Consider the following 20509-nt stretch of genomic DNA (forward strand, 5'->3'; position numbering starts at 1 on the left):
ACGCGAGGCCGGCGTACGGGCAGCGCGAGGTACGGGCGGCGCATGGGGTGAGCTAGTGGCGGCGTGAGCGTGGCCCGGTCCGAGGGACGGCGCTCACAGCGGTACGGGTGGCGTGACCGGTGATCCGGGCGGCCCGTGCGCCGGTACGGGCCGCGTAGGTGCGTACTACAGCCACTCCCCCTCCAAGGCGGTGGCGGTGAGGCCGGGTGCCGCCGCGTAGAGGACGGCACGGCTGCCCGGCTTCTGTCCGGCGTCGTACGCCCGACGCATGATGTCGAACACGGCGGCGCCGCCGCGATTTCCGCTGGTGTAGCTGTCGCGGCTGTAGTCCAGCAGCCCCGACGGCCAGGTCTCGGGCATCGTCTGCTCCATGTACTCCAGCACCCGGGTCCCGCCGGGGTGCGCGAGCAGCACGTCGGGGTGCCAGGAGTCGGGGCTGTCCTCATAGCGGACGCGCAGCCACTCCCACATCGCGGTGACCGTCTCCTGTACGGCGCGCGGGCCCCGCCGGTCCATCACGAAGTGGGTGCCGTCGGACCGCGTCTCCAGGCGGTGCAGGTCCTGGGTGCCGGGCAGGGTGTGGTTCCAGGCGGCGTCCAGCCGCAGCACCGATTCGCGCCTCGGGCGGCCCGTGACCACGGCGGCGACCGCGGTGTCCGCGAACAGCAGCCGGACGATCAGGGACTCGAGGGTGTCGTCCGCGGGCTGATAGGTCGTGCTCAGCGCCTCCGCGATCACGACCAGGACCACTCGGTCGGGGTCTGCGGCCACGAGATCCGCGGCCAGCGCCAGGGACCGGGTTCCCGCGATGCAGGCCCACTGCGTGGCCGGCACCAGCATCGCGTCGTCGCGGAGCCGGAGCTTGTTGGCCAGGGCGATGTCCAGACCCGGCAGCGCCGGGGTGGTCGAGTTGCTGGTGATCAGGCAGTCGACGTCGGCGGCGTCGATCCCGGCGATCTGGAGGGCCCCGCGCGCCGCACGCTCACCGTAGTTCTGCACGGCCTCCCAGGCCGGCGCGGTCCGCTCCTGGACCGTCTGCGGCGCGGGTATCGCTCCGAGCGCGGCCATCACGCGGTCCACGTCCTGCTGGGTGAACCCTTCGCGCGCCAACGCCTCTTGGGCCGGTCCGGCGCCGACGGCCCCCAGGCTGCCGCCACTGCCCGGCGCGACGGCTGTCTCCAGCGGCAGCATCCATCCGCGGCTTTCGATGCCCGTGCCGGCCGCGATGCCGTCGATCCGCGGCGCCCAGGCGGCATCCGGGTGCCGATCGCGCACCTCCGCCACGATTTCGCTGGTCTTCACGGCGTGCTCGCCGTGGATCACGGCAGGAGCGCAGACGTAAGCAGCCATGGTGAGGCCCTTTCTGGGGGAAGCAGGGGGGAACGACACGATTGCTGTGTGATGCGCCACTTTGATAGCTCACGCCCAAGGGGGTGGCGGTTAGCTCCACTTCGGGAGTCAGTGGCCGGTTCGAGCATGGACGCTAAAGGGACATTTGCGCTGTGATGCACACAACTTGGCCACCTTTTGGGCGCGTGACACGGCACACATCGCCGAATGAAGGGGTTGCACCTCGGGGCGGGCCACGCCACGCCACGCCTGCCTGACTTGCCGTCAGCCGGACTCGGCTACCTCGACGGGGTCCCGCCAAGGGCAAAAGGGCGCGGAAGGCCGGTGCGAAGAGGGCAGCCCTTCAGGGGGTGAGGCCGCAGGCCGGCGCACCCTCGGCCACTCCGGCGGGCCCGCCCAGGCCGGGCACCCCGACGGCACAGGCGCCGCGCCGCTGTGTGACCTGAGCAGGCCGACGGCCCTGCTGGACAAATTGGGACAAATGCCTATTGAACTTCTCCGGCGGGAGAGCGCGTCCCGCTCGGCCGCCTCACCGAAGGGGCTTCTCGAGGAGCGTGTAGGACTTGGTCGTGCCACCCGGCTGGGGCTTGCCCTCCTTGTGCCCTACGACCCGGTAGCCGGCCTCGAGGTAGTACGCGGTAAGACGAGCGTTGCCGGCCAGACAGTCGAGGCGGGCCAGGGTGCGTCCCGCTTCCGCCACACGTCGCTCAGCGGCTCGCAGCAGGCGCAGTCCTGTTCCTGGCGGAGCGGCGGTACGGTCCACCATCAGGCGATGCACATACCCGGCCGTCGGAGGCTGCGGACCCCAGGCGTCCGGGTCCTCCCACCACAGTTCCCAGGCCCCGACCTGACGACCCTGCAGTTCCGCGATCCACACTTCCCCGTCTTCCATGATCCGGCGGAAGTGGTCCTCACCCAGTTCGCCGGGCTGCCACTGCCCGGTGGTGCCCCGGGAGTTCATCCAACGGGCAGCCTCGTCACGTAGGCGGACGAGGGTGGAGAGATCTGCGCCGGCAGCGGGGCGGAAACGTAGATCGTTCACCCGTCGATCCTCACACGAGCCTCCCGTGCTCCTCCCTCCGGGCCCCGTGGGTGACTCCCCAGGATGGCGAAGGCGATGCCGGAAAGGGCCCACGTACCAACGGACACATATGTGCGGCCGATGCACCGTGTCGGAGCCGGGGCCGGCATCCGGCCACCCGGCTCCGCCTGGCGTCGCTCTTCTCATACGGCGTACCGGACCCGAAAGCGATCGGGCGCTGCCGGATCTCGGTCCACGACCTGAATGGGCGCCCCGAGCCACTGCCACACGCGGACGCCGTTCTTTCGGGAGAACCGAATCCGCCCGCGGGTGCCGTCAACCGCGACGTGTGGCCAGGATGCGGCAACGCGCGCCCTGTCGGCGCCGTGCGAACGCAGCGCTTCGGCGAGGACAGTGATCGTGTCGTAGCCCTCGAAGGCAACGAAAGAAGGTGCTTCGGCGAGTTGGGCACGCAAGGCTGCCTCGACTCGTGCACCGAGTGGGCCCGGACGTTCGGGCAGGTAGCGCAGGAACGGGACTCCGGCGCCGTCGACACCCAGCAGGTCCGCCCATGCGGCGAACTCCGGTTGGCCGGCCGGTGCACCGATCAGGATCTCGTCGAGGCGCCGGTCGCGGCGGAGGGACCTGACCATGGACACTGCCGGTTCCGGGTGGCCGACCAGAAGGAGGAGTGCGGTCGCACGGTGGTCGACGAGTGCGTCGCACACCGCGGCAGGGGCGAGCGCGCGCGTGTCGAGTTCGATGACGGTGCCGCCGCGTGGAGTGAGGTGGTCCCGCAGGGCGCCGACTCCAGACGCCCAGTAGACACTCGGCTGGGTCGCCACGGCGATGTGGCTGTGGCCCGCACCGAGGAGGAAATCCGCATAGACCCGCCAGCCGTCGGACTGCGGCGGAGCAAGACGCGCGACCCATTGCGTCGGCTGTTCGGTGAGCGCGTCCAGGACCGCTGAGGAACACAGGAACGGCAGACCAAGGGCATCCGCCCGGTCGGCGACGGCACGAGCGACGACGCTGTGGTACTCCCCCGCCAAGGCGACCACACCCAGCCGAGCCAGTTCCTCCACGGCTGCCGCGGCTTTCCCAGGGTCCGCCGCGGTGTCTCGTACCACCAGTTCAAGTGGTCTTCCACCGATCCCTCCGGCGTCGTTGACGTCGCGCACGGCGAGCTCCAGCCCGGCGAGCAGGTGTCGGCCTGCCTCGACCCAGCCGGGCCGGGTCAGCGGAACGAGTGCGCCGATCCGAACGGACCCTTCAGTCTGCTCTGCCTGCACTGCTTCGGGTGGCGATGACGACGTACTCATGCGGTGGTCTCTCCCGTACGGCGATTCGGTCGCGGACGGGCGGTCCGCTTGGAACTCCCGACAAAAATAGTGGACTTCACCTGGTCAGTGGTCGGTGCCGTGCACGAGGCTGCGGGAGTAGCGAGGTGCGGTCAGCCACGTGATCGCAGGCGACAAACCTGGCGACGCCGACGGTCATCCCCGGGATACTGGCGCCCATGGATGAGGTCGAAGTCGTCGTCGCCCATTCCGAGCGCGCGACCCTGCGGGTCGGCGACGTGTTCCTGAAGGTGGACGCCGATCAGGCGCGCATCGACGTCGAGGTCGAGGTGATGGCCCTCGCGCCGGTCCCGACCCCGATGGTCCTGTGGCGCAAGCCGCCCGTGCTCGCGATGGCCGCAATTCCGGGAACGACGCTCGGGCGCCTCGGCGGGCCGTCGACCGGGTCGCCGGCGGCGTGGGCCGCGGCGGGCGCCGCCATCCGGACACTGCACGAAGCGCCCCTGCCACCCCGGCCCGGCCGCGCCGGCCGGAGCATCGCCGCCCTGGCCGCGGAACTCGACGAAGAGTGCGAATTGCTCGTGGCGAACGGCGTGCTGCCGGCGGACCTGGTCACCCGCAACCGCCAGGTCGCCGAGGCCGCGCTCCGGCCCTGGGCTCCGGCGTTCACGCACGGCGACCTGCAGATCGCGCACGTCTTCGTCGACGGCGACGAGGTCACCGGCATCATCGACTGGTCCGAGGCGGGCCAGGGTGATGCCCTGTACGACCTCGCCACCTTCACGCTCGGACACGAGGAGCACCTGGCCGACGTCATCGCAGGCTACGGCTCCGGCATCGACCTCGACGTGATCCACGCGTGGTGGTCATTGCGAAGCCTGCTGGCGGTCCGCTGGCTGATCGAGCACGGCTTCGACCCGTTCACGCCGGGCTGTGAGGTCGACGTGCTGAGATCCCGGATGTGAGGCTGCGCGGACCGACTGCTACGAAGGTGTTCTGCTCGGTCCGCACGTAGTGGACGGCTACTTGCCGGTCTGAGCCCCGGATCCTGGCCTGTCGGATGGTGTTGTCGCAGCGGCCGGACGAGCCGGGGCGATCATGCGGAAGGAAGGCTGCCGAGAATCTGTGGCTGCACGGGCCGAACCGGGACGGCATCGCGGCAGAACTGGCGACGCGGGCCGATGCCTCGGAGGCCCACTGATCATGCCTCAGAAGTCCGGCTGCCCATAGCTCACGAAGAAGTGCCCGGAGGCGTGGCTCATGGGATACCCCCACTGCACGTCTGTGAGCATGCGCAGGATGAACTCACCCGCTCCGCAGTCGAAATACCGCTCTTCGCCGCATTCCGACCGCGTGACAACGGTCCACTCGTCAGGGTCGGTCGCGCCCGTCGACCACATGAGTCCCGGTTCGAATTCCGACCAGCCCCAAGGCAGGAGTCCGCCGGATGCCAGGTCGGGGCCGTACCCCTTCCACGGGTTGCGGTCGACGCCAGAGCCGCCGGGCACGGCAAGTTCGAAGTACTCGTCGAAGCTGCCCACGCCGAACAGGTCGACGATCTCCTTGTAGTCGGTGGGCAGCCGTGTGCCGAGGTCGGCCTCAATGGTGGGCCAGTCGACGCGCGGTCCGGGTGCCGGTTCCCAGCCTGTGACGATGCACAGCTTCTCGGCCCAGGATGCGCCCTCCGGAAAGCCTGCCGACGCGGGGTCCTCGCGGTGAGCGATCACGACGACCGTACGAGGGCCGTGCGGCGAGGCGACCAGGCCACACCCGATCCAGCGGTTCCGGTAGCCCCAACCCCGCATCTCCAACAGTTCCCGCGCGTCGAAGGGCTCGACCAGCGGCAGGCCGGTGCGTTCGGTCAGCGTCGGATCGACGAACCCGCCCGCTGCCAGGTTCCGATGTTGTCCCGCCCATGAACCGACTGCCGCCACAAGTGCGTGCAGGTCCGTACCCTGGGGGTTCTCCATGATGACGGTTTGGTCCCGATCCGGGGGATGCCCCTCGATTCGGCACCGGACCGCGTCGACGACTGCACTGGTCTCCATGGCCGTAAGTCAAGCCCATGCCACTGACATCCCGGCGGCAGCCAGGTCTCACCAGGCCGCGCCTCCGTAGGAGCAGTTGGGACACCAGTGGTGGCTATGGCGTACAGCCGACTTTGACCGACCAGGCCGTGAGGGAGGCTGAGCGGCTGTTGGGCGTCGCACGCCCGGTGCGCTGCGGACCTGCTCCGGCGTCAGAACGGTGGCCAGGTCGGCGACAGCCGGTATGTCTTCCGCACCAGTCGGCAGACCTCATGGAGTTCCGACCACGTCCCGTTCGACAGCGTGACGGGCATCGGTCACCGTGAGCAGGCGCTGCTCCGGAGGTTCGGCGACGCGGTGGCTGCGGATGTCGTACGGAGCGGGTACATAGGATCGCCGGCATGGCACTACGACCTGTTCAGGTGAACATCAAGGCTCTTGACAGCTCGGCGGTCGGCCGGTTCTGGGCGGAGGCGCTCGGCTGGAGCGCGTACAGCCCCGGCGTGACGACCTACGTCGGGCCCGCCGGCGGTCCGGTCTGGCCGGACCCGGTCGCGGTCTGCATCGACGTCGTTCCCGTACCGGAACCCAAGACGGCGACGAAGAACCGTGTGCACCTCGATCTCGCCACCACCTCTGCGGCCCACTACGCGGAGTTGGTCGCACGCGTCCGGGCGCTCGGTGCGACGCCTGTCCACGTGGGTCAGGGCCACGTCCCGTGGACGGTCCTCGCCGACCCCGAGGGCAACGAGTTCTGCGTGCTCGAGCCTTGGGACGTCTACCAGGGCACCGGGCCGATCGCCGCGGTGGTGGTCGACTGCGAGGATCCGCGCGCCATGGCCAGGTTCTGGGGCGAGGCGCTGGACTGGACCCTGCACGAGGTGACCGACGATCTCGCGCGGCTGCGCTCCGCCAAGGGGAACGGCCCGTATCTCGAGTTCCTCCGCACACCCGACGTGAAGACCGTGCCGGACCGTGTCCATCTGGACCTGCTGCCGTACCCCGGTGACGACAAGGCGGCGGAGGTGGACCGGCTGCGGACTCTCGGCGCCACCGATCTCGACATCGGCCAGGGCGACGTCGCGTGGACGTGCCTGACCGACCCGGAGGGCCACGAGTTCTGCGTCTGCGCCCTGGCCTGAGCCGGTGGCGTGCCGGGCGCCCGGCATCCGAGTCCGTGCGCGAATCTGAACAGCCGGCTCCCGCGTCATCGTCGCCGGATCCACGATGTTGTGTGCCATGTCAGGCACGCTCTCGTCCACGGCGTCCAGCCAGGGTCTCCCTCACCCCCTCGCCAGCTTCTCCAGCCAGGCGTGTCCGGGATGTACGCGCTTCAGCCAGGTGTCGAGTCGGTCTTGCCGCGCTTGGCCGAGTAGGGGGAAGACGCCATGGAAGTCCGCATGGTCCTTGGGACGAGCCGCTTTCGCTTTGAACAGCAGGACGAGCTCGGGCACCAGATAGGGGATGCCGTCCGCGGTTCGCTCGATGAGCCTGTCGTACGGCAGTCTCAGGCTCTCGTCCCGCCGGCAGATCCATGTCCCGCCCTCGTGCGGCTCCCGGAAGACGTCGAAGAAGAACCGACCGCTTTCCGGGTCCCGCAGCCAGGTCTGGTGGGTGACGGCGAGCGCCTCCGCTCCTGCGCCCGTCCAGATCCGCCCCGAGCCCACCGCGTCGAAGACGTACGTCGGGAAACGGTCCCGAATCTCTGTGAAGCCCCCCGCGGGCACGGCGATTTCCAGATCACCGTGCGGCCGCGACTGCTCTCCGCGGAACAGATCCAGCGCCCAGCCCGCCGCGACGCACCACGGGGCATTGACCCCGGCCAGCCGCTCAGCGACCTGTTCCGGCCGCCAGGCGTGCGCCCACCGAGCGTCCTTTTCGTCCGGGTCGAGAACAGCGCCCCCCGGCGGCACGGAGTCGGTCACCGGATCGACGTACCGCTTGAGATGTCGTGGGAACGGCGACGCCGAAGGGCCCACGCACGGCGGAACTGTCGGGTCAGGACGGCAACGGAAGCCATCGGTGCCGGTCCTGTCTCCCGGTACAGGAGGTCACCGCCTTTGCGCCTCACCGCGGCCAACCGAAGTGCCTGGACACCGACGAGGGCGTCGATGAACGGTCGGTACTCGGCCACGACGAGTGACGGAAGATCTCGGCAAGCGGCAAGAGCCTTTTCGGCTCGGTCGGTCTGTGAGCGGACCAGATGTTCCAGAGCGGGTACGCACGCCTGCGATTTGCTCCGCAGGTCCTCGAACTGGACGCCATGCCGGATGAGTTCGTCCTGTGGGATTCCGATCCGGCCGTGGGTCACGTCCTCGGCCAGATCGGCGAGGAAGTCGCAGCGCTGCCATCCCTCGATCAGCGCTCGGCATCCGGCAGCGAAGGGGTCGTCCGCTCCGGCGTCCGGGCGGGGCGCGAGCAGCGAGGCTGTCAGCATCAGGGCGGGGAGGGCGTAGCGGTCCACGTAGTCCTGGAAGTCTGCCTCGGTGTCGAAGCCCGTCCAGGCGGCCTCGACCGGTGCACCCGCCAGAAAGGCGCGCACACGTGCGGCCATGTGGGGGTGCCGACGGACGGCGTCCCACAGAGCCGACAGGGTGTGATCCGCGGGCGGATCGTCGGCCTCCAGGGCACGTCCGGTCTGCTCGGCCCAGGAGCGCAGAGCCGTCCGGCGGGCGCTCACCTCGCCGGCGTCGATCAGCTCATCTGTCCTGTGCATGTACGCCACAGCGGCGATGACGGGCGGCTGAAGCCGAGCGGGGAGCAGCAACCGGACCGCCACGTACTCGTGCAGGGCAAACTTTCGCACGCCCCGGCGTCGGGTCTCGTAGGCCCGCCGCACGTGCGGATCAGTGATCCCCGCCTTGGCCAGAGCAGTGGACCAACGCATCGCAACCCTTCGGAAGACCGTCGAGCGGCCGCTGCCGGCGCTCCCACCACCGCGGCCGCCGGTGAACGGCCCGATGCACCCGCACTCCGGCACACGTTCGCGAACAGTACTTCGGGTCCGTGTTCAAGGTCCATCTGTCCAAGTCAAAGCCGCAGGACCGCCGGAGCGGCCGAGCACCGTACTGACCTGCCCGCAAGCAGACCACCGGTTTCCCGCAGCCGAACATCTCACCCCACATCGCCCTTGACTCGCGGCAATCGGGAACCTTGGACGTCCTGAGGCAATCGTTCATACCGTAGGCGTCACTCTGAGGCCGGGCGCTCGGCCTTGTGGCGTCGCTCAGGTGCGAGGCCTGGGGTTGAAAGGGTCTGCCGTGGGAGTGGAAGAAATCTTGGACGAACCTCGTCGTCGTGACGCGCGTACGCCGCCCGCAGGGCGCCACGGCACGGGCCACCGCACGGAGGCCGGCAGGACACACTGCATCCGGTTCGCCGTTCTCGGTCAGCTTCGCGCCACCCGCGCGGACCGGACTCTCCACATCGGCTCGCCGCAGCAGCAGGCGATGCTGGCGGTGCTGCTGCTGCGCTCCGGGCGGGCCGCGTCCATGTCGGAGCTCATCGACGGGGTGTGGGGCGAGGAGCCGCCGTATTCGGCGGCGGCGATGATGCGGACGTACGCCTGGCGCCTGCGGCGGAGCCTCGACGAGTCCCCCACCCAGCCACAGATCCTCGTCTCCGTGGGTGACGGCTACCGGTTGGTCCTGGATCCCGGCGATGTCGACGCGGTACGGGCCGAACAGCTCGCCGGGCAGGCGGCCGGGCACCGCGCGGCCGGGCGGCCTGCCGAGGCGGCCGCCCGGATCGGGCAGGCGCTCGCGCTCTGGCACGGGGAGGCACTGGCCGGTGTGCCCGGCCCGCACGCGGAGCAACAGCGGGGACGGCTGGAAGAGGTGCGGCTGACGCTGCTGGAACAGCACTTCGACCTGCTGATAGGACAGGGTTCGCCCCTGCTGGCGGTACCCGAGTTGGGCGCCCTGGTGAGCGCCCATCCGCTGCGCGAGAGCTTCCACGCGCTGTACATACGGGCCTTGCAGCATGCCGGGAGACAGGCCGACGCCCTGGCCGCGTACCACCGGCTGCGCACCCAACTGGCCGACGCGCTGGGCGTCGAGCCGAGTCGGGAGCTGCGCGCCCTCTACCAGCGACTACTCGCCGATGACGCCTCCTCCACCCCTGCCGCCGGACCAGAGGCCCCGGACCGCGCCTCGGTGGACTCCATTGCTGAGACTGGCCGGCGCTCCTCTCCGCGCATGCCCGACGGCGGCGAAGGAACCTCGGCCCGCCACGGGGCTGCGGTTTCGCCCGGCTCCGTGGATCAGGCTGCCGCGTTATCCATGACGGGCCTACCAGGCAGCGTCGGCGGCGATGCCCCGGGATCCCCGGCGCCCGCCGCCGCGGCCACGCCTTCCGCCGCAGCCGGCGGGATCTTCGTCGGCTCGCCTCCCGTTCCCGCACAGTTGCCGGCCGGCACCGTGGACTTCACCGGCCGCTCGCCCGCGCTCGACCAGCTCACGCGGGCGCTGGCCACGGACCACGGCGACGCACCGCCGGTCGTCGTGATCACCGGCATGGGCGGGGTGGGAAAGTCCGCCCTGGCGGTGCGGGCGGCGCACGGTGTCAGCGCCCGGTTCCCCGACGGCCAGCTCTACGCCGACATGCGTGGCAACCGGCACGACCCCACCGACGCCGGCGTGGTGCTCACCAGTTTCATCACCACGCTGGGAGTGGCGGCACAGTTCGTACCGGAGAGCCTCGACGACCGCGCCGGACTTCTGCGCTCGCTGCTGAACGGGCGGCGCGTGCTGATCCTGCTGGACGACGTGCGCGACGCCACCCAGATCTCGCCGCTGCTCCCCGGAGCGGCCAGCTGCGCAGTGCTCATCACCAGCAGGTCGAGACTGTGGGGGCTGCCCACCTCGGCCCGTGTGGACCTGGCTGCCTTCGAGGCGGACGAGGCGGTGTCCCTCCTGGAGCGCATCGTCGGCCCCGCCAGGGTCGCCGAGGACCAGGAAGCCGCACGGGAGTTGGTGCACAGCTGCGGTCTGCTCCCGCTGGCCGTGCGGATCGCCGCCTCCCGGCTGGCGTCGCGGCCCGCCTGGGGCGCACGGTCGCTGGCGGTACGGCTGGCCGACGAGCGCCGCCGGATGGCCGAGTTGCGTGCCGGTGACCTCACCGTGGCGTCGGTGTTCGAGATGGGGTACCGCCAGCTGAGTGAGGCGCAGGCCAGGACGTTCCGACTGGTCGCGGCGGTGTGCGACGCGGAGATCGGAACCCCGGCGGCGTCCGCCGTACTCGGCCTGGACGAGGAGGACGCCGAGGAGCAGCTCGAAGCTCTGGTCGACCTCTCGTTGCTGGACACCTCCGGCCCGGGCCGGTACCGGCTCCACGACCTGCTCCGTGTGTACGGGCAGCAGCAGGCGACGCGGGAGGAACGCCTGTCCGCGCTGGACCGGCTGCTCGACTTCCTGCTGGGCACCGCGGCAGGGGCCTTCCAGCGGGTGGTGCCCGGTGACGCGGTCGCCACCACGCTGAGCCCGACTCGCTCGGCCGGAGTGCGGTTCGCCGATGTGCGGACGGCCCGGGCCTGGGCCGCCGCCGAATCCGAGGCCGCCTTCTCCGTCGTCCTGGTCGCCGCCCGCGAGTCACGGGTGGCGGAGGTTGCCGCCCCGAGCGCTGGGCCACAAGCCGCAACCAGTGCGCCCCTCTTGCGCGTCGCAGTGGATCTGCTGATCGCCCTGACGGCCTTCGGGCCCTACGTGCAGCGGGAGCAACTGGTCCGGGCCGCCATGGCGGTGGCCGAGGCGGCCGAAGAACTCGCTGATCACCGCACCGTGGGCCGCGCCCGCTTCCTGTGCGGCAACATCGCGGTGCAGGGCGCCGGGTTGGTCGTGGCCAGGCAGCATCTGCGGGTGGCCGAGACCCACTGCCGGGAGAACGGCGACGCGCCCATCCTCTGTCAGATCCTCAACGACCTCGGACTGGTCGCGCTCCTCCAGCACGACCACGAAGACGCCGTGGACCGCCTCGACGAGGCGGTCCGGCTCGCCCGCGAACTCGGCCAGCGGTCCGGCGCTCTGGTGACGACGGTGAACGCGGCCCTCGCCAGGCTGCGTTGCGGGCGCGTCGAGGAGGCCCGGCGGGCGTGCGAGAGCGCACTGGCCGAGCTGAGAGCCGCCGCGGACCATCAGGGCGTGGCCTACGCGCTGTCCGTCCTGGGACTGTGCATGCACGAACTCGGCCGGTACGACGAGGCGGTGGCGCGCTACACCGAGTGCCTGAGCGTGTGCCGGGCGATGGAGCTGCACAGCCGGGAGGCACAGGCCCACTACCGATTGGCCGACACCCTCCGCGCCATGGGCCGACCGGCGGAAGCGGTGGCCGCCGCCGGGCAGGCGGTGGCCCGCTGCGCGGACGGCCGTTCCGAGCGCGACCACGGGCACGCGCTGGTCGCGCTCGGCCGGGCGCTCGCCGACCTTGGCCGGACCGCGGAGGCGGCGGCCCGACTGGGTGAGGCCGCCGCCGTGTTCACCCGGCTGGAGTTGCCGGACGCACTGCACGCGACAGCGCTGCGGGAGGAACTGCCCGTGTGACGGCGGGCGGGATCGGCGTCGTAGACCGATCAGCTTTTGGGCGGGGGCTGCGAGACGGTGTTGTTCCAGTCCTCCGGGCCACCCGCGAAGACGTGGACCCCGCCCGGCCCGTCGCCGTGCCGGTGTTCCGTCACGCCGCGGGCCACCACGACGGACGCCGCCGCGCACAGAAGCGCGGCCGCGAACAGTCCGACGGCGATCCTGGCGGGTGCCGGCTTTCGTGCGGCGCGCCCGTCCGGTCGACGGCCGGCCTCATGGGAACTGCGCATTCCACATCTCCTCGTGCTCTTCCGTGCTGACTTGCCGTGCGAAGGCGGGATCACCGTGGCAGGCTCCGATCTACATCGGATCTACGCCGCGATCCACGGTCGGGCGTCGGCGTACGGACGCCGGCCCCTCGGTCCCGGCCATCAAGTCCGGCCATCACTCACGGCGGCGCCGGACCGGTCCCTCAGCCTCGCAGGAACACCTCGGCCGTCACCGTCGAGTAGTGCAACGACATCAGACGGAAGGGAAGGCGCAGCAGGAGGATCAGCGCGCGCACCCGCTGCTGCTGATCCGCGTAGTAGTCGTCCAGGACGTTGATGTGGATCGCTCCGGGGCCGGCCTTTCCGAGTACGTCCGTCACGAGCGCCAAGACACCGGAGTCGGCGGACCCCAGACCGGTGACGGGGGCGAACTTCCGCTCCAGGAAAGCCAGTCGGCTGACCCTCGCCTCGTGCTCCAGCGCTTCGTCGAGAATGTCGGTCATCGCCCTGTGGGGATCATCGGGCAGCCCGAAGCGGTCCTGGAAATAGGCGTCGAAGCCGGCGGGATCGGTGCGGTAGGCGAGGAGGGCCGCCTCCAGCAACAGACCGCCGGTGCTTGTCACCTCCCCTGCGTCGGCGATCAGTTCGCGGTGACAGCCATCGCCCAGATCGATGAAGAGACCGCCGCCGTGCCGCTGCACCCGGTGTCCCAAGCCCAGCGCGAGCAAACGCTCGTAGAGGACGGTGGCGATCGCCCGGACGACGGGGCTGGACGCGGGGACGAGAACGAGCGGCGACTTGGGCAGCCGGAGCCGCAGATAGGCCCGGTAGTTCCTGGGTGACAGCCGGACGACCGGACCGTCATCGTCCATCCGGGCCGTCAACAAGGGTGTCTGCGAGGCTCCTTCGAGGAGTCGGCTCAGGACTGCGCCGCCTACGGCGGTAGCGGTCTCCTGCTCCGGACCCAGGCCCCTGTCCAGCCGTACTCGACCGGGCGCGACGCTGACAACGGCGCACTCCCGGTGGGCGCCGGCGATGCGGGCGGCGACGAGTGCCGCGGCACACTGCGCCGACCGGTTCGAGCCTGTGGCCGGGGTTGCCGCGGCGTACACCAGGGCGCGCACCGGTGCCCCGGCTGCGCGTTCGGCGACCACCTCGACGATTCCGGGGGCGGGCGCCCGGATGGTCACTGGTTCGCCCGCTCCGGCCACCAGGACCTCCCCGTGTGCGGGGACGGGGGCCACCGAGGGGAGCCGGTCACGGCAGAGCCGTACCGGATCGCGATCCGGCTGAGACCGAGGCCGGGGCCGGTAGGCCCACCGCGTTCTCCGCGGAGCGCCGTCGTGGGTCACCAGGAGGAAGTCGAGTGCCTCGGCCGGCTGCTCCTGGTGGACGTGGGCCCACAACGCCCACGCCGCGTCCGAGGGGGTGAGGTGCCACCGCAGGTCGTCGAGCAGCGCGGGAATCCCGCGGCCGGACCGCAGTCCCTCGCCTGCCACGACCAGGGCGTAGGCGTGATCGGCCGGGCTGATCAGAACGGTCTCGCGTTCCACCTGCTGGCCGAGGGAAGGGCCCGTGATCACGGGCCCGGGTAACAGGGGGTCGCGCATCAGGTGGGAGCGGATGGTGGAAATAGCCGAGGCGAGCGCCCCGAGGGAAGACGGAAACGGGGACTGGCCGGGCTGCGGGTCCGCCGTGGGAGGCAGGCACCGGCACCGGGGGGCGGCACGGCACGGATCGTCGCCCCCGTGACTCGGGGTGGCCTGTGAGCCGTACGCGTCAGAGCGCAGTGCGCGCAGGACCTCACCCGTGTGCGCGGCTTCGCCGGGTCGCCGCCCGGTCTCCAGGAACGCCTGGACTGTGCGTACGGCGTCCACGTCGTGGGAGGCACGGAAAGAGAGGGCGAGTGCGTCCAGCAGCCTCGCCGGTGCGTCCGGTCCGTGGGCAGCCGTCAGAGCGGTGAGGCGGAACAGGAGGCCGGTGACCGCGTGGAAAGCGCACTCTCCGGCACCTTGATCCGTCTCCCCCGCCGCACGGGCTGCCGCACCACCCTGCTTCCCTCCAGGCACGAAGAAGCCCTTGTGCGGCGCACCGTGGCGGTCGGGGCCGTCGAGCATCGCGTATGCCGCCAGGAGCCGACGGGCCGTCACGAGGTCCATGGAGCGGATCCTGTCGGCAGGTGATCAACAGTGCCTCTACGAGCATCCGTTGCCGCTCGTACGGGTGCATAGCGTGCGAAGAGTGAGCGTAGACCGGGATGCCTCAAGGTCGTATCAGGCAAGGGTGCTCCGGTCCGCCGGAACCGGTTTCCCGGGGCACCTCGAAGCGCACGAGCACAAGGAGACTCCCCGCATGGCCACCTCCCCCGTCATCCGCACGTCCGGAATCTCACGGCGCCGCACGTCCGCCGTCACGGTCGTGGCCGCCCTCCTGGCCGTGGTGTCCCTGCTGGTACTCACCAGTGGGACGCGGCCCGGAGCCGATGCCCGGAGCCAGCACTCCGCGTCGGCGCCGGCCCGGTCCAACCCGCCGCTGGATACGGATTTCCCGCCCTGCTGCTGAGTGACTTGACTGGTTGTTGAACTCTCTGGTTTACTTTCCGGTAACATATCCGGAGGGTTGATCAGCGTGCACGACATGGCGGAATTGGGGTCACGGATCCGTCGCCAGCGCCGCTTGAGGCGCATGTCGCAGACCGACCTCGCAGGCAGCGATCTCTCGCACAGTTACATCTCGCTCCTGGAAAGCGGCAAGCGCACCCCTTCCGAAGAGGTGCTGCGCCGCATCGCCGCGCGCCTGGAATGCGACCCCGGGTATCTGCTCGAGTGTCTCGCGTCGGAGCCCCCCGGCAACCTCGAGGTGGAGATCTCCTACGCGGAGATGTCCCTGGCGAACGGCGAGCCCGAGGCGGCTTTGACCACCTTCCTCGCCGCCCGCGAGAAGGCGGGCGACGGCGGACCGGCCGAGGTCCGGTCCGCCGTGGGCTTCGGCGTCGCCCGCTCACTCGAAGCGCTCGGCCGCCTCGAGGAGGCACTGGTCGAGTACGAGCGGCTGCGCGAGGCCGGCACCGATCACCAGGGACAGCCGGCGAGCGCGGTCGCCGATCTGACCGTGGTCATCGCCCTGTGCCGCTGCTACCGGGAGCTCGGCGACCTCGCGCACGCCGTGGAGCTGGCCGAGTCGAAGCTGGCCGACCTCCAGCGGCTGGAGATCCCTCCGTCCGTCACCGCGATCGAACTCATGTCGACACTGGTGGGGCTGTACAGCGAGCGCGGCGATCTGAACCGCGCCGGATACCTCGCCGCGCGCGCCATCGAGGAAGCGGAACAGCTCACCGACAGCCGGGCCCGTGGCGCGGCGTACTGGAACGCCAGCCTCGTCGCCCACCGCAACGGCCGGGCGGCGGACGCCCTGACGTTCGTCCGCAAGGCCCTCGCCCTCTATGCGGAGGGCGAGGACCAGCGGGCCATGGCCCGGTTGCGCAACGCCTACGCGGTGGTGCTGCTGGACGCGGAAACCCCGGACGCAGCCGCCGCCAAGCAGCAGCTCACGCTCGCGGAGCAGGAACTCGACCGCCACGGCAGCACCGTCGACCAGGCCTACTGCCAGACGGCGATGGCCCGTGCCGACCTGGCGCTGGACGACAGCGCCGCCGCCGCGGACCGGGCTCGGTCCGCGCTGAACCTGCTGGGCACCGGGCACCGACTGCAGAGCGCCCGGGCACTTCTGGTACTGGCCAGGGCCGAGCTGCGGCAGGGCCACGCCGAGCGGGCCCGTGCGGCCTGCGAGCGGGCCGCCCTCTCTCTCGAAGCGTCCGAGGCCACCCGCCAGGCCGGCTTCGCCTGGGCCGAGCTGGCCGAGACCCAGCAGGCGTCGGGGGACGAGCGGGGCAGCCTCGCGTCCTACCGGGAGAGCCTGCGTTGCCTCGGATACCGCTCCAGCACCGTTCCGGCCGCCGAACCGACTCCCGCCGCCGCCGAGGGCTGACACTCCCGCACACCCTCCGCCCGTGGACCATCCGTGGTCCACGGGCTTCTTCTTTGCCCCTCCCCTTGCCCGCCTGGCCGGGCGCACCTCCATCAGATCTCGACCCGGATTTGTGACTGACAATATTGACTAGCTAGTCACGCCTATGTGACCATGGTTGTGACAGCGCAGGAGATGTCGAATCGCGGAGGGATGGTGCTCGTCTTGAAAAAAGCAGCATCCTCACCTTTCCGTGGTCAGGGTGTCACGGTCCTCGGAATGTCCGCGGGAGTCGGCAAGACCGCCGTCTCGATCGGCATTCTCCGCAGCCTCTCCCGCCGGGGCGTCGACTGCGCTCCGTTCAAGGCGGTCGCCGTCGTCACCCCTGACGAATACGCCGGGCGGTCGCTGCCGCCCTGGCGACGGGGCGTGGTGCAGAGCTGCACGGCCGCCGGGACGGTTCCCCGCTGGTGGCACAACCCTGTCCTGGTGAACCTTCCGGACGCGCGCACCCCCGTGGGGGATCTGTACGTACGCGGTCGGCGCCTCGGACGGGTTCCGGTCACCGGGGCCGACCGCCTCGATCTCGGTTCGCTGCCGGACCGGCTGCGCCGGCGTTGCCAGGACGCCGTCGAGGAGGGCTACCGACGCCTCGCCGGCGAGGTGCCGTGGCTCCTCGTGGAGGGTGCCGCCGGGGCAGGAGACCTGCCCCCGGCCGCCGATCTGGCCAACCGGATCCTGCCCGAGCTGGCGGGACTTCCGGTGATCGTCGTGGCAAGCGCCCGGCAGGCGGATCCCGCTGACGTCTCCCGGCTCACGGACCGGCTGACCCCGGCCCTGCGCGCGCTCCTGCTCGGCTTCGTACTCAACCGGGTGAGCGACCACCCCGCCGCGGACGCAGCCGCCCAACGGCTCGCCCGCGCCTCGCGCTTGCCCGTGCTGGCGCGGATCACCGACGCACCACCTCCCCTCGGGTACGACGGCTCACCGGAGAAGATCGACCTCATGTGCGAGTACCGCGCCTCGTGTGTCGACGAGTCGGGGCTGATGCGCCTGCTCGACGCACTGCCCGCCGCCCGCCCCGGCCTCGTGGAGGCCACGCGATGAACGCCGTCGAGGTCGCGGGACTGCACCGAAGCTACCCGCCGTCACGCGGCGGAGGAACCGCGCGCATCGCCCTGAACGGCATCGACCTGTCGGTCGGCGAGGGCGAGGTGCACGCGCTGCTCGGCCCCAATGGAGCGGGCAAGACGACCCTCTGCAAGATCCTCGCCACCGTCCTGGTGCCCGGCGCCGGCAGCGCGCGCATCCTCGGACACGACGTCGTGAGCGAACTCGCCGCGGTACGCCCGCTGATCGGATGCGTCTTCGGCGGCGACCGGGGACTGTACGGCAGGCTCTCCGCGCGGCGCAACCTGCACTACTGGGGTGCCTTGTACGGCGTACCCGGCCGCGAGATCCGGCAGCGGACCGCCACGCTCCTGGAGCGGTTCGGCCTCACGAAGCACGCCGACGAGCGCGTGGAGACCTTCTCGCGCGGCATGAAGCAGCGCCTGCACCTCGCCCGCGGGCTGATGCACGGCCCGCGTGTGCTGCTGCTCGACGAGCCCACCACAGGAATGGACCCCGTAGCGGCCCGCGACTTCCGTGCCCTGATCGGCGAGTTGCGCGAGGAAGGGCGGTCCGTCCTGCTCACCACCCACGACATGGCGGAGGCCGAGGCCGTCTGCGACCGGGCCACCCTCATCGACGGCGGACGCATCCTGCGTACGGCCACCCCCCGTGAACTCGGCTCGCTCCTGTCGCGGCACGAGCGCGTCGAGGCGACCGGTGTCCCGGACGAGCTCGTCGGACGGATCCGGATCCATCCAGGCGTGGTCACGGTCGGCGCCGGCCCGCGCGGGACCACCCGGATCGAGGTGAGCGACCGTCAGGCGCTCGTACCCGTACTGCGGCTTCTCGTCGACGCCGGCGTCACCGAACTGGCGACCTCGCGCCCGGGACTGGAAGAGGTCTATCTGACCCTCATCGGCGAGCGCGGCATGGAGGTCGTCGGATGAGGACCTTCCTGGCCGGCCTGCGCCTGCAAGCCGCCCTGCTGCGCCGATCGCCCGGCGAACTGCACACGCTGGCGACCGTGCCGTTGTACACCCTGATCCTCCTGGCCATGACCGACGACCCCACCCGGCCCGGCATCGCGGCCAACGCGGTCATCGCGCCCATGCTGATGGCGCTCTGGTCGCTGGGACTGTTCACCGCCGGAGACCTGATCGACCGGGACCGCTACAGCGGCACCCTCGAACCCACGGTGGCGGCCCCGGCTCCGCTGGCCCTGGTCGTCGGCGGGCGCATCTGCGCCGTGACCGCGGCCGGTCTGATCGCCTTCGTCGAGGCCTGGGCGGTCGGCCTGTGCTTCGGCGTCCACTTGACGCTGCACCACCCGCTCGCCCTGCTCGCCGGCATCCTCGCGTCGTGTCTCGCCACGGGATGCACCGCGACGATGATCGCGGCGGTGCTGGTGCTCACCCGGCGCGGCCGGCCCTACCAGAACTCCCTCAGTTTCCCCGTCTACCTGCTGTCCGGCATCGTCCTGCCCATCAGTGCGCTCCCCCACTGGCTGCATCCGGTCAGCCGCCTGATCTACCTGTCCTGGTCGGCCGATCTGCTGCGGTCCGCCTTCCGGCCGGACGCACCCCGGCAACTGCCCGCGCAGTTGCTGGCACTGGTCCTGCTCGCGGCGGCCGGCCTGGGCGCCGCCACGCTCCTGCTGCGCCGTGTGCTCGACCGCGTGCGCGTCCTCGGCACCCTGGGGCACGCGTGACACCCCACCCGCGCCACAAAGCGCTCACCATACTGCGGCACGGCAGCGCGATCGCCCTGGCCGAGTTGAAGGCGGTCTACACCTGGCGGACCTGGTTGTTCGGCTGGCTGGTCCGCATGCTCAGCCAGGTGGTGTTCTTCACCCTCGTCGGGCGGCTGACCGGCGCCGGCGGCGACGAACGGTTCCTGGTCACCGGCAACGCCCTGATGGCGTGCGCCATCGAGGCCACCATGGTCGTCGCCTCCAGTGCCTGGGAACGCTCGCTCGGCACCCTGCCCCTGCTGGTCGCGGCACCCTCCCAGCTCGCCTGGACCTTCGTCGTGCGCAGCTTGCAGTGGGTCGTGAGCGGTACGGCCACCTCGGCGGCCGCACTGTTCGCCCTGGGCCCGGTGTTCGGGCTGCGCTGGACACCGGGCACCGTGCCGGTCGCCCTGGTGCTGGTCGTGCTGACGGCGCTCGGGACCTATTGCTTCGGGCTCACGCTGGCTGCCCTGGTCACCGATCGGCCCGCCCTGCGCAACGTCGTCTCCAACACGGCCTACCTCGGCATGATGGCGGTCTGCGGGGTCCAGGTCCCCACCGGCTACTGGCCCGGGCCGGTCCAGGCCATGGCCCAGGCGCTGCCGCTGACCCACGAACTCGCCGCGCTGCGCGCCCTTCTCGACGGTGCTCCGGCCGTACGGGTACTGCAACAGGCTTCGCTCGGCGCGGTCATCGGCGCCGGCTGGCTGACCGTCGCCGTACTCGCCTTCGGCCGGGTGGCACAGCGCGGGCGGCACACCGGAGCCATCGAGTTCGGCACATGACCACAGGACCACCGGCCAGGCGGCCTCCGACGCGTACCCGAGCACGCGGTCGTCGACCGCACGACCACCCGGCGCACGACCCCCCGATACACGACCACCCGGCACGCGGCCGTCGAGCACACGGCCGTAGCCGCTCATGAACCCCGTGAGCCCGGCCCATGAGCCACTGGCCGGCACATGGGTCCCCGAACCACCGGTACCGCGCCATGGTGCGGCGCCGGCGGCCGGCCGGAGGCTTCCGCCCGGCAGGCCATCGTCCCCCGGCCCCGACCCCGTGAGAGGAGGTGCACCATGGAGCGCAACCACGTCAGCCTTCTTCGTCCCCGCCTGGACAAGATCAAGGTGAAGCCCGTCAAGTAAGGCCCCGCTGCCGGGAAGCCGCTGTGCTTCCCGGCAGCGTCCGTCCGTCCACCGGCCTGGACCTCCGTGCGCC

Annotated in this window: 17 protein-coding genes; 9 read left to right on the forward strand and 8 right to left on the reverse strand. The window is 70.9% G+C overall.

Features of this window, described 5'->3' with window-relative positions; all coding sequences use genetic code 11:
- Positions 1-165: 165 nt before the first annotated feature.
- From BLW57_RS02100 to BLW57_RS02110, 3 genes are all read right to left on the reverse strand, one after another.
- Positions 166-1350: a beta-ketoacyl-[acyl-carrier-protein] synthase family protein gene (locus BLW57_RS02100; protein WP_093471700.1), complete on the reverse strand. Its 1185-nt coding sequence runs from the start codon at positions 1348-1350 to the stop codon at positions 166-168.
- Positions 1351-1879: 529 nt separating this feature from the next.
- Positions 1880-2392, reverse strand: a complete 513-nt coding sequence (locus BLW57_RS02105) for a GNAT family N-acetyltransferase (RefSeq protein WP_093471701.1) — start codon at positions 2390-2392, stop codon at positions 1880-1882.
- Positions 2393-2574: 182 nt separating this feature from the next.
- Positions 2575-3693, reverse strand: coding sequence for an ABC transporter substrate-binding protein (locus BLW57_RS02110; protein ID WP_093471703.1), 1119 nt, complete (start codon positions 3691-3693; stop codon positions 2575-2577).
- Between the two features lie 197 nt (positions 3694-3890).
- On the opposite strand from BLW57_RS02110, the gene BLW57_RS02115 reads away from it, so the two are divergent.
- Positions 3891-4637, forward strand: a complete 747-nt coding sequence (locus BLW57_RS02115; RefSeq protein WP_093471704.1) for a phosphotransferase family protein — start codon at positions 3891-3893, stop codon at positions 4635-4637.
- A gap of 243 nt (positions 4638-4880) precedes the next feature.
- On the opposite strand, the gene BLW57_RS02125 is transcribed toward BLW57_RS02115, so the two are convergent.
- Positions 4881-5720, reverse strand: coding sequence for a hypothetical protein (locus tag BLW57_RS02125; RefSeq protein ID WP_143051569.1), 840 nt, complete (start codon positions 5718-5720; stop codon positions 4881-4883).
- Positions 5721-6100: 380 nt separating this feature from the next.
- Between BLW57_RS02125 and BLW57_RS02130 the strand changes: the two genes are divergently transcribed.
- On the forward strand, positions 6101-6841 hold the full coding sequence (locus BLW57_RS02130) for a VOC family protein (protein ID WP_093471707.1): 741 nt from the start codon (positions 6101-6103) through the stop codon (positions 6839-6841).
- Positions 6842-6982: 141 nt separating this feature from the next.
- Here BLW57_RS02130 and BLW57_RS02135 read toward each other — a convergent pair whose 3' ends face one another.
- Together BLW57_RS02135 and BLW57_RS02140 are read right to left on the reverse strand one after the other, a co-directional pair.
- Positions 6983-7624, reverse strand: a complete 642-nt coding sequence (locus BLW57_RS02135) for a nucleotidyltransferase domain-containing protein (protein WP_093471709.1) — start codon at positions 7622-7624, stop codon at positions 6983-6985.
- Positions 7621-8538 (reverse strand): squalene/phytoene synthase family protein, encoded by a 918-nt coding sequence (locus BLW57_RS02140; protein ID WP_256339344.1) that lies wholly within the window; start codon positions 8536-8538, stop codon positions 7621-7623. The genes BLW57_RS02135 and BLW57_RS02140 overlap by 4 nt, the downstream gene beginning before the upstream one ends.
- A 439-nt stretch (positions 8539-8977) precedes the next feature.
- Here BLW57_RS02140 and BLW57_RS02145 point away from each other — a divergent pair, with 439 nt between their 5' ends.
- A complete protein-coding gene (locus tag BLW57_RS02145) occupies positions 8978-12235 on the forward strand; it encodes an AfsR/SARP family transcriptional regulator (protein WP_256339345.1) in 3258 nt (1085 codons plus the stop codon).
- 29 nt (positions 12236-12264) lie between these two features.
- Here the strand turns inward: BLW57_RS02145 and BLW57_RS02150 are convergent, their stop codons facing one another.
- Together BLW57_RS02150 and BLW57_RS02155 are read right to left on the reverse strand one after the other, a co-directional pair.
- Complete coding sequence (locus tag BLW57_RS02150) at positions 12265-12504, reverse strand: hypothetical protein (RefSeq protein ID WP_093471712.1); 240 nt, start codon at positions 12502-12504, stop codon at positions 12265-12267.
- A 182-nt stretch (positions 12505-12686) separates the two neighbouring features.
- Complete coding sequence (locus tag BLW57_RS02155; protein WP_143050278.1) at positions 12687-14066, reverse strand: hypothetical protein; 1380 nt, start codon at positions 14064-14066, stop codon at positions 12687-12689.
- Between the two features lie 769 nt (positions 14067-14835).
- On the opposite strand from BLW57_RS02155, the gene BLW57_RS02160 reads away from it, so the two are divergent.
- The 6 genes from BLW57_RS02160 to BLW57_RS02185 all read left to right on the forward strand — a co-directional run bounded on the left by BLW57_RS02160 (position 14836) and on the right by BLW57_RS02185 (position 20076).
- Complete coding sequence (locus BLW57_RS02160) at positions 14836-15045, forward strand: hypothetical protein (protein ID WP_093471715.1); 210 nt, start codon at positions 14836-14838, stop codon at positions 15043-15045.
- Between the two features lie 75 nt (positions 15046-15120).
- A complete protein-coding gene (locus BLW57_RS02165; protein ID WP_093480467.1) occupies positions 15121-16470 on the forward strand; it encodes a helix-turn-helix domain-containing protein in 1350 nt (449 codons plus the stop codon).
- Positions 16471-16662: 192 nt separating this feature from the next.
- Positions 16663-17556, forward strand: a complete 894-nt coding sequence (locus tag BLW57_RS02170) for a nucleotide-binding protein (RefSeq protein ID WP_256339346.1) — start codon at positions 16663-16665, stop codon at positions 17554-17556.
- Positions 17553-18509 carry an ABC transporter ATP-binding protein gene (locus tag BLW57_RS02175; RefSeq protein WP_093471718.1) on the forward strand — a complete coding sequence of 319 codons (957 nt, stop codon included), beginning with the start codon at positions 17553-17555 and terminating at the stop codon, positions 18507-18509. Before BLW57_RS02170 ends, BLW57_RS02175 begins: the two co-directional genes overlap by 4 nt.
- Positions 18506-19270, forward strand: coding sequence for an ABC transporter permease (locus tag BLW57_RS02180; RefSeq protein WP_093471719.1), 765 nt, complete (start codon positions 18506-18508; stop codon positions 19268-19270). Before BLW57_RS02175 ends, BLW57_RS02180 begins: the two co-directional genes overlap by 4 nt.
- Entirely contained in the window at positions 19267-20076 is an 810-nt protein-coding gene (locus tag BLW57_RS02185; RefSeq protein WP_093471721.1) for an ABC transporter permease, read from the forward strand. Before BLW57_RS02180 ends, BLW57_RS02185 begins: the two co-directional genes overlap by 4 nt.
- The last annotated feature ends 433 nt before the right edge of the window (positions 20077-20509 follow it).

Origin of the sequence: Streptomyces sp. 1222.5 (assembly GCF_900105245.1) — a bacterium.
Lineage (GTDB): Bacteria > Actinomycetota > Actinomycetes > Streptomycetales > Streptomycetaceae > Streptomyces > Streptomyces albidocamelliae.